Below are 9559 nucleotides of genomic sequence, written 5' to 3'. Positions count from 1 at the left end.
CTGCATTAGCTGCCGGAGCCCTTCGCGCCAGGCCTCCTCGTGGGGGGAGTCCACCAGCACCCCGTCTACGTCGAATACCACCCCTCGGAATCTGCTCCTCGTGTCCCTCTCCGCCATCTCTCTCCTCCCGTCCATTATCCTTTAGCAGGGTCTTACGCCGCTCCATTCCAGGGCTATGCGGGCTGCAGGGTTTCGGTGGTCGCGGTAGCGGAAGGTTTGTCCACACCGAGCTTGCCGCACACGGTATCCGAGGTCTTTTCGGCCATCATGCGGAAGGTGGTCAGCTTGCCGCCCACGATGCTCACGAACCCTTCGACACCGTCTGTCTCGGCATGATCCAGCACGTCGAAGGTCCGGGTTGCCTTGCGGTTGTCCACGTGCGTGCCCTCTGCAGAGTCGGAGGCGGTCCCGGGATCGTAGAGTGGCCTCACCCCGGCCCAGGAGCGCACGACCTTGCCATGCCGGACGCCGGGTAGGAAGGCCTCCGTCTCGGATAGTATCCTCTTGCGCTCCCATTCCTCTATGCGGGTGTCGCTCGGCTCGTCTGTCGGCACCGAGGTGGTTCCAGCAACCCCGAGAGGTCCGAGCGGTACGAAGATGTCCCCGTCGCCCGGTATCCTGAGCCGGCTCACCACGGCTGTGGTCCAACGGCCGTTGAAGGCGAGCATCGCCCCGCGACTGAGCATCATCTGGAACTCGACTCCGGCCTTCGCGGCTACGTGGGAGGCCCACGGTCCGGCGGCGTTCACCACTGTGGAGCAGCGTATGTCCGTCTCCTCGCCGGTGCGCAGATCCCGGACGCGCACGCCACCCACGCGGCCATCTTCGGTGTGGAAGCTCCCCACCTCGTGGTAGGTGAGGAAGGTAGCGCCCCCGGCCTCCGCGCTGTCTCGCAGCGCGTTACATAGCGCGAACGGGTCACAGGCGGCGTCGGGGACCTCGTAGGCGGCTCGTATCCCGGGGTGTACGAGAGGCTCGCGGCGCAAGGCCTCGGAGGTACTGATCTCCTCCGCCGGTATCCCGGCCATCTCACAGCCTCCGACGAACTCCTCGACAAAGCCCTCGTCGTCCGAGGGGCAGAGCACGAACAACCCTCCGGTCGAGTCAACCGCCTGCGGGACGACCTTCTTTATGATGCTGTGCTCCTGGTAGCACTCCCACGCGCTGGTGGGGTCGCTCGCGGCGTAGCGGGACCCCGTATGCAGCAGGCCATGATAGCGGCAGGAGGTGCCCGTCGCCATGTCCCCCATCTCTACCAGGGTCACCCGGAGGCCCCGGAGCGTGAGATCCCACGCTACCCCGGCCCCGGTCGCCCCGCCCCCGATTACTACTACGTCGGTCTCCATGTTCATCCCTTTCTGGCCCTACCCCTGGCGGCCACTCGGCGACGCAAAGCCCTGCAAGACAACGCGAAAACCCCGCACAACCGTCTCCGCAATGACAGCCGGGACAAACGGTTCGGTGCGAGGCTTTCTTGGGCTCTCTCGCCTGCGTCACTCTGATTACTTTTGGAGAATGATACTTCAGTCTCTAGCGCGAGTCAAGCAGAGTCAAGCGGAGCCAGGCGGACTCGGGGGCCGCGGAAGTTCAGGCGTCGCGCCAGAGTCCCTGGTTACTGGTTGAAACCCCCGCCGCGCCGGACTCCAGAATGTAAGTCACCTCGTCCATGTCCTGGATCAGACCGCCGGCCAGGACGGGTCTGCTGTACAACTCGTGGTGTTGCGCGGCCATCTGAGGGTAAGCAAGCGCGGGCAGTATCTCAACCAGCGTGGGGGCGGCCCTGTTCACCACCTTCAGGCCGCGCTCGATGGCCCCGGCGTCTATGGCGAAGATGCGCTGGATCGTTACCATGCTCTCCGCGTTGGCGAGCTCGATGATGTTCCGGTTCGTCGAGATAATGCCCTCTACGTGGCGGGCCAGGAACCGCACGCCGCTCGCGTCCGCCGCCACCCCCGAGACCAGGTCCACGTTGACGCAGACCGGGGGCCTGCTATCCGCGCCTTCGAGCCTGTGAACCAGCTCGAAGATATCTCCCCCGAGCACGAAGACCGCCGCGTGATGATCGCTGGAGATCGCGGCCTCGAAAGACTCATCCTGACTCCGGACGGCGGGCAGCACCGGGTTGTACCGTACCCCTTGAAGAAACGCCTCTGCCCTACCCCCGGTCACCTTTCCCACGCCACGAACTCTACCATCGTTGGCGGAGAGGGGTATGGCGCCGGAGGACCGTGACTCGTCCGCCGCGGCCTATCCCACCACCAGGTTCACGAGCTTGCCGGGCACGTAGACGGCTTTCTTGATCTCCTTGTCCTCCACGTGGGGCGCGACCCTCTCGCTGGCTAGGGCGAGCTCCTTGGCGGTTTCCTCGGAGACGTCGGCGGGGGCCTCTATGCGGTCGCGGAGCTTGCCGTTGACCTGGACGATTAGCGTGATCTCCTCCTCGGCGATGGCCTCCTCTTCCCACCCGGGCCACCACTGTTGGTGTACGGAGAACTCCTCGCCTAGCATCGCCCACAGCTCCTCGGCGTGATGCGGGGCGAAAGGCGCGAGCAGTAGCGTGTACGTGCGCAGAGCCCCGCTCCAGCGCTCCTCCCCCACCCGGCCCCGGATCGCGCTCAGGTAGTTCGTGTGCTCCATGAGCGCGGCGAGCGTGGTATTGAACCGGAAAGCTTCGAGGTCCTCCGTGATCTTCTTCGTTACCCGCGCGGTGCGCCGCTCCAGCTCCCCGGGGTCCGCCTCCGCTCCGGTCGGCTCGCCCTCCTGGCCCAGCGAGAGCGCCCGGCGCAAGAAGCGCGCCGTACCCTCGATGCCCTGGCTGTCCCAGGGCCCGCCCTCGCCCCACGGCCCGATAAACATCAGGAACGAGCGCAGCGCGTCCGAGCCGTAGAGGTCCACGTACTCCTGCGGGTTCACGACGTTGCCGCGGCTCTTGGACATGCGGTTGCCGTCGGGGCCGAGGATGATGCCCTGGTTGAAGAGCCGCTTCATCGGCTCGTCGAAGTCCACGAGCCCGAGGTCGCGCATCACCTTGGTAAAGAACCGCGTGTACAAAAGGTGCATCACCGCGTGCTCGATTCCGCCGGTGTACTGATCCACCGGCAGCCACTTCCGGCCCTCTTCCGGGTCGAACGGGCCGCCCTCGTAGTCCGGCGAGAGGTAACGGTACTGGTACCACGAGGAGTCCATGAAGGTGTCCATCGTGTCCGTCTCGCGCTCGGCCTCGCCGCCGCAGCGGGGACACTCCGTGCGCCAGAAGTCCTTGCGCAGCTTCAAGGGCGACTCGCCCGTGGGGGTGAACTCGGCGTCCTCGGGGAGCTTTACCGGCAGGTCCTCCTCAGGAACGGGGACGGTGCCGCACTCGGGGCAGTAGATTATCGGGATCGGGGTGCCCCAGTACCGCTGGCGGCTTATGAGCCAGTCGCGCAGCCGATAGCTTACCGCAGGCTCGCCCATCCCCCGCTCTTCGAGCCAGCCCGTGATCCCCTTCTTGCCTTCCTCCACCGGGAGCCCGTCGAACCTGCCGGAGTTGACCAGCGCGCCGTCGCCGGAGTACGCCTCCGAGGGCTCGCCGCCCTCCCACTCCGGCGGGGCGATGACGGTGCGGATCTCTATTCCGTACTTGCGGGCGAACTCGAAGTCGCGCTCGTCGTGGGCGGGGACGGCCATGATGGCGCCGGTCCCGTAGCCCATCAGCACGTAATCCGCTATATACACGGGTATGCGCTCACCGCTCACCGGGTTCGTGGCGTAGGCTCCGGTAAAGACGCCGGTCTTGTCGCGGGTTGCGTCGGTGCGGTCTATCTCGGTCATCTTCCGGGCGCGCTCGACGTAGGCGTGGACCTCGCCGTGTCGGTCGGCGGTCGTAATCTCCTCGACCGCCGGATGCTCGGGCGACATGACAAAGAAGGTCGCGCCGAAGAGGGTGTCGGGCCGGGTGGTAAATACCTCTACCGGCCCGTAGCCCTCGACGTCGAAGCGGACCTCCGCACCTTCGGAGCGCCCGATCCAGTTCCGCTGCAGCGTCTGGACGCGCTCGGGCCAGTCTATCTTCGAGAAGTCCAGGAGCTCGTCGGCGTAGTCCGTGATCCTGAACATCCACTGAGCCAGGTTCTTCTTTATAACGGGCGTGCCGCACCGCTCGCACACGCGCTCGACCCCGACGACCTGCTCGCGGGCGAGCGTGGTGTTACAAGAGGGGCAGAAGTCAACCGGGGCCTCTGAGCGATAAGCGAGCCCCTGCTCGAAGAACTTCACGAAGAACCACTGGTTCCACTCGTAGTACTCGGGCTCGCAGGTGACGATCTCGGCGTCGAAGTCGAACATGGCGCCCATCTGCCGCAGCTGGCCCCGCATCCGCTCGACGTTCGCCAGGGTCCACTCCCGGGGGTGGATGCCGTTCTTTATGGCGGCGTTCTCGGCCGGCAGCCCGAAGGCGTCGAATCCGATAGGAAAGAATACCCGGTGACCCTGCATGCGCATGAACCTCGCCCTGGTATCCGACGGGGTCATGGCATACCAGTGCCCGACGTGCAGGTCGCCGCTCGGATACGGGAGCATGGTGAGCGCGTAGTGCTTGGGCTTGGCCGGATCCTCGTCGGTCTTGTAGATTCCGGCCTCTTCCCAGCGCCGCTGCCAGCGGCTCTCCATCTCCTTGGGAGCCTGTCTCTTGTTGGAGGGTGTGGAGGGCGCCTCGCCCGTTCGTTCTTTCACCGGCTCTCCTTCTGAAATACCATGAAATACTGTTCGTCTCTCTAACTTTGGCTCTTGCTTAGGCGCGTAGTCTAGAGGCGTCCGGGGAGCCCCGGATACGCTCCGGTCACCGCCGGATAGACCCCAAGCCCGCCAGCTCCTACATACCTTACCTAAATACCTTATAGTCGCAGGACATATGGGCACCATGAGGCCGTTTGGCCCCTTGCCCGGTGTCTCACCGCGCATTACCCGGAGTCTACCATTGGGGCTCTCCCCGACCGCTACTCCCGGGCTTACGCACCGGTGTTAGAGGCTACCGGTATGGTTGCCGTGGGCGGGCTGGATCTCCGAAACCTCTTTCACCGAGATGGCCCGGTACCGTTCACCGTCTCTGGAGACGGCCTCTCTAGGCGAGGGCCAACGCCAGCACTGCGGCCACGAGCGTGCACACCACGTTCGTGAGCTCGTTTCCCACCCTGGGAGCGAACGCGCCGACGAGGCTGTCCGCCACGGTCCCGAGAAAAGCGGCGGCCCACGCGATAATCGCCTCTCCCCCCTCCACGAGCCCGAGCCACAGCGCGAGCGCCGCAGTCGTCCCTGCGGCCAGCGCCCCGGCCAGGGTACCCGGCACCGATACGGCCCCGTCGGTACCCGGCGGCACGGCTCTCAGACTGGTGAGCAGCCGCGGCCTTCCGGGGACGAGTTGTCCCACCTCGGACTCGGCAGTGTCCGCGAACGCGGCACCGAGTGAGGCCACGAAGGCGAGGGCAAAAGCCTCGTGCAGGGGAGTAAGCGCGGCGGCCAGGGCACACGCCACCGCGACGCCGCAGTTCGCCAGCGCGTTACGCGCCCCGCGACGTCCTCTACCCTCCTGAGCAGTACCCCGACGGCGCTTGGCCTCGTAGCCGAGTCGCGTAAGCCCGGAGCCTCCGGCCACGAACAGCGCGAGCACCGCGAACCCGGAGCAGTCGAGGCAGACGTATATAACGCCCCCCACCATCAGGCCGCCAAGCGCGCCGCCACGCCCTACCGCGCCCAGCAGATACGCCGCTGCGGCGAAGAGGGAGGTTACGGTCAGGGCTTCGAGGATCTGTGCCAGGGGTGGCGCTCCCTGGCTAACGGTAAGTCTTTAGCCGCCCCAGCAGTTGCGAGGCGTAGCGTCCGCACTCTTCCGCTGAAGCCCTGAGCAGCGCGGGCTCGATGTTCCCCGCCCTTATACCGAACTCCTTGAGACGCTCCACACCCTGATAAAGCAGAGAACCGGCCAGCGGACTCGGGGCATCCGGCACGGCCAGCACGAGCCCGTAGAGTGGCTCTGGGCCTCGCAGGGCGGTCAACGAGTCCACCGCATCAGGGAGGTCCTGCTCCATCACGAAGATCCTGACGGAGGCCTCAGAGCCCTCCGGCTCCGCCGGCGAGCGCAGACTATCCCAGAGCGCGGTCATCTTGGTCTTCCCGGCCCCTGAGTCCAGCGCGGCACGCGAGAGGCCGGACCAAAGATCCCCGGCTACACGACGGGCAAGCGTGCCTTCGTAATCCACCAGCATGTTTACCGTGGTCTCCAAGTAGAGCTTAACCTTCTCCCGCGGGGCTATCACCCCGGCGCTTCTGTACGCGTTTGGTGAAGACGTCGATCTCTTTGACGGTCTGTAGGTCTCCATTCTCCTGGGCGATACCGCGCCCGAGCGCAAAGATGCGCAGGGCCTCTTCGTCTTCTTCCAACTCGTAGAGGGCGCGCCCTAGCGTCCGGTAGGCGACGGAGTAGTCAGGCTTGTTCTCGACGGCCCGCCGTAGCCGGTCTCTCGCCTCCACGTAGCGCCCCTCCTTGAATAGCTCACTACCCAGGGAGTACAGGACCATCGGGTTCTCCGGGTCCCGGTCGAGCAGCTTGTTGAACATCTCGACTCTGGATTCCAAGGCCGCCTCCGTAGACGCTTACCGACCGGGGCCTTTGTAGCATGCCGGGGCTAAGAGGGACGAGAGGGCCGCCTCGCGCCCCGGCGCTATTCAAGGCCTAACGGCCGCTGGGATAGTAGGGACCAACCTCGTCGTCGCCGGCCGCCACCCGGTATCGCTCCGCCATCTTGAGGACCTTCTCCACGTACCACCCGGCGTGGTTGTAGGTGTACAGCGCCTCGTACCAGTCGTCCGGCGCTCCGCCAGCTTTCAGGTACCGGGCTGCAGAGGGTATCGCGTCCTCCGGGTCCATTATGTTTGCCTTACCGTCCTCGTTGGCATCCACACCGTAGCTCTCCCAGGTAGACGGCATGAACTGCATCGGTCCGAGCGCCCCGGCGCTGGATGGTCCCATGTTCTGGCCGTGATCGGACTCCACTTTCCCTACCGCAGCCAGCACGTACCAGTCATCACCGAACCCGTACTCCTCTGCGGCTTGCTCGTAGAGCTTCTTGTACCTCTTCAGGGAAGCCTCGTCCACGGGCCGGGCCACGATGTCCCGGCGGGCTATCCTGAGCTCCTGCCGCCGGTTCTTGGGTACATAACTGGTAGCAGGCGGCGGCAGCTTTCCGGCCTTGCCCTTCTTCCTAAGCTCCTTTACGCGGCTCCGAATCTCCGGGCTCTGCACCGTCCGCGCCTCCGCCACCGCGCTACCGCCCGGCTTACCGCCTGATTCACGTGAAACATCGCTCTGACGTGTCACCTGCCGCGACGTGCGTGACACAGCATTCTGGCTAGACCGACCGGCCGCGGAACGGTTGCTGCGGACCCTCGCCTCGGCCTTCTGTCTAGCATTCTGACGGGAGCCTTCAGCAGACTTGGACGGCTTAATCACCGGCTTAGAAGGGTTCTTCCCGGACTCGTCGGGAGTGTCGCCGCCGCTCCCGCCACGCGGCCCGGCGTCTCCGGCACCGCCCGGATGCTTATCGCTGTCGTCGTCTCCCCGTTCGTCATCCGCCCCAGGGCCACCGGAGTCATCGGAGACTGCGCCTCCGCCAGCATCCGAGTACTGCGCACCGGAGACGCTGGCGGCCGCGGAGCCTCCGCTTCCCGTGGTGGCGCGTGCTTCTACGCCAGTCTCCGGCTCCGCACCAGCCGCACCGGCTACCATGATTACGGAAAACAAGGAGCCGAACACAACAGCGAACTTCCTAACCTTCACAGACAACTTTCCCCCTCTCAAAGCTACGTACGGACTAAGCAAGCCACGGTTCGCCGTGTCTGTCAACCTTAATTTTAGACATTGAGTCTATATTGTTACTTTAGTATCTTTATTCAGATGAGGTAAGGAGGTTTATCAGGGCTTCCAGATCCTCCTGCTCCCTGAAAGCTATCTCGATTTTGCCGCCTCGGCGCGTTTTGCGCACCTTGGTAGGGAGTGAGGTCGCTTCCTGAATCGCTTTGGACGCCGCCTCCAGGCCCTTGTCTCTTTGTGGTTCACGTCGCTGCTCTTCCGACTGGCTACTCGCTTGATCGGTAGAGTCTTCTCTAACGAGCTGCTCTAGCTTGCGCACCGAAAGGCGCTGAGATTCCACTTTCGCGGCCATCTTGAGCATCTGCTCCTCATCCTGGAGAGTCAGAAGGGCTCTCGCGTGCCCTTCCGAGAGGCGGCCTTCGGCCACCATGCTCCTCACGGCCTCTGGCAACTGCATCAACCTTATGGTGTTGGTCACCGCAGCCCGGCTTTTCCCGAGCCGCGAAGCGAGCTGCTCCCGGGACAGCCCGAAGCTCTCCATTAGCGCCTGATATGCTGCAGCGGTCTCCAGGGGATTGAGGTCCTCTCGCTGCAGGTTCTCGACGAGCGCGAGTTCCATGGACTCGCCTTCGTGGGCCTGCCGGATCAGGACCGGTACGCGATCGAGGCCAGCTTCTTTGGCCGCCCGCAGCCTCCGCTCGCCGGCTATCAGCTCGAAACCCTCTTCCGTGGCCCGCACGACCAGGGGCTGGAGTATCCCGACCTCTCTGATGGAGGCGGCCAGCTCCTGTATGCCGGTCTCTGGAAAGCTCCGCCTGGGCTGGTGTACGTTGGATCTCACGGCAGAGGTGGGTATCTCCTCGAAGCGCAGCCCGCCGACACTCTCGCCGGTCGCTATGAGAGCCGATAGCCCTCTCCCGAGGCCACGCCTGCTACCCACGGTGTAGCACCTCCTCGGCCACCGCAGAGTATGCCTCGGCGCCAGCGCTCTGCGGAGCATAGAGCGAGATCGGTTGTCCGAAGCTAGGCGCCTCACTAAGCCTTACGTTCCGGGGTATGGCCGCACTGAACACCCTATCCCCGAAGAAAGAGCGTACCTCACCCGCCACCTGGTGAGAAAGATTCGTCCGGGCGTCGAACATGGTGAGCAGCACGCCCCCGACCTGCAGGCCCGGGTTCAACTCTTCTCTAACCATGCGGATGCTGCGCATGAGCTGTGTTAACCCCTCTAGCGCGTAGTACTCGCACTGTATGGGTATCAGCACCTCGTCCGCGGCGGCAAGGGCATTTAGGGTCAAAAGATCCAGAGAAGGGGGACAGTCCAGTAACACCCTCGTGTACAGCCCCTCCGGCATCCTGTCCAGAGCGCGCTTGAGCTTAAACTCTCTTGCAAGCTCCGAAACCAACTCCACCTCGGCTCCTACCAGGTTTATAGTCGAAGGTACGACGTGCAGCCCGGGAATGTCGGTGTGGGTAGCGACCTCTTGCAGAGCACGGCCTTCCAAAAGAACGTCGTACATACAGCCCGAATCGTGGGTACTTACCCCTAGCCCACTGGTAGCGTTAGCCTGAGCGTCGAGGTCGGCTAATAGTACCTGCTCCTCTCTCTGAGCAAGATAGGTAGCCAGGTTTATGGCGGTGGTGCTCTTGCCCACCCCTCCCTTCTGATTCACTATGGCGACTACCCGGCTCAATCCGCTAATACTAGCATGGTCG

General features: G+C 64.3%; 9 protein-coding genes. All 9 read right to left on the bottom strand.

What is annotated here, in order from left to right; genetic code table 11:
• Window positions 1-173: 173 nt before the first annotated feature.
• Window positions 174-1352: an FAD-dependent oxidoreductase gene (locus ABD53_RS12390; RefSeq protein WP_084709630.1), complete on the bottom strand. Its 1179-nt coding sequence runs from the start codon at window positions 1350-1352 to the stop codon at window positions 174-176.
• A 235-nt stretch (window positions 1353-1587) separates the two neighbouring features.
• Window positions 1588-2178 carry a glycerol-3-phosphate responsive antiterminator gene (locus tag ABD53_RS12385; RefSeq protein ID WP_047866106.1) on the bottom strand — a complete coding sequence of 197 codons (591 nt, stop codon included), beginning with the start codon at window positions 2176-2178 and terminating at the stop codon, window positions 1588-1590.
• A 69-nt stretch (window positions 2179-2247) separates the two neighbouring features.
• The gene (gene leuS / locus ABD53_RS12380) at window positions 2248-4647 is read right to left on the bottom strand and encodes a leucine--tRNA ligase (protein WP_047866129.1); all 2400 of its coding nucleotides are present in this window, start codon (window positions 4645-4647) and stop codon (window positions 2248-2250) included.
• A gap of 451 nt (window positions 4648-5098) precedes the next feature.
• Window positions 5099-5770, bottom strand: coding sequence for a DUF92 domain-containing protein (locus ABD53_RS12375; RefSeq protein WP_268778288.1), 672 nt, complete (start codon window positions 5768-5770; stop codon window positions 5099-5101).
• A gap of 37 nt (window positions 5771-5807) precedes the next feature.
• Complete coding sequence (locus ABD53_RS12370; RefSeq protein WP_152670766.1) at window positions 5808-6257, bottom strand: hypothetical protein; 450 nt, start codon at window positions 6255-6257, stop codon at window positions 5808-5810.
• Between the two features lie 7 nt (window positions 6258-6264).
• Window positions 6265-6609 (bottom strand): tetratricopeptide repeat protein, encoded by a 345-nt coding sequence (locus ABD53_RS12365; RefSeq protein ID WP_053058033.1) that lies wholly within the window; start codon window positions 6607-6609, stop codon window positions 6265-6267.
• A gap of 97 nt (window positions 6610-6706) precedes the next feature.
• Entirely contained in the window at window positions 6707-7294 is a 588-nt protein-coding gene (locus tag ABD53_RS17530) for a lytic transglycosylase domain-containing protein (RefSeq protein WP_053058032.1), read from the bottom strand.
• Window positions 7295-7919: 625 nt separating this feature from the next.
• Window positions 7920-8783 (bottom strand): ParB/RepB/Spo0J family partition protein, encoded by an 864-nt coding sequence (locus ABD53_RS12355; RefSeq protein WP_047866104.1) that lies wholly within the window; start codon window positions 8781-8783, stop codon window positions 7920-7922.
• On the bottom strand, window positions 8776-9537 hold the full coding sequence (locus ABD53_RS12350) for a ParA family protein (protein WP_047866103.1): 762 nt from the start codon (window positions 9535-9537) through the stop codon (window positions 8776-8778). Before ABD53_RS12350 ends, ABD53_RS12355 begins: the two co-directional genes overlap by 8 nt.
• Window positions 9538-9559 lie beyond the last annotated feature (22 nt).

Origin of the sequence: Rubrobacter aplysinae (assembly GCF_001029505.1) — a bacterium.
Lineage (GTDB): Bacteria > Actinomycetota > Rubrobacteria > Rubrobacterales > Rubrobacteraceae > Rubrobacter_A > Rubrobacter_A aplysinae.
This window is presented reverse-complemented; position numbering and strand designations above follow the sequence as displayed.

Coding starts and splice junctions, on each gene's coding strand:
- ABD53_RS12390 (WP_084709630.1), bottom strand. CDS start 1,352: ATGAACATGGAGACCGACGTAGTAGTAATCGGGGGCGGGGCGACCGGG.
- leuS (WP_047866129.1), bottom strand. CDS start 4,647: ATGGAGAGCCGCTGGCAGCGGCGCTGGGAAGAGGCCGGAATCTACAAG.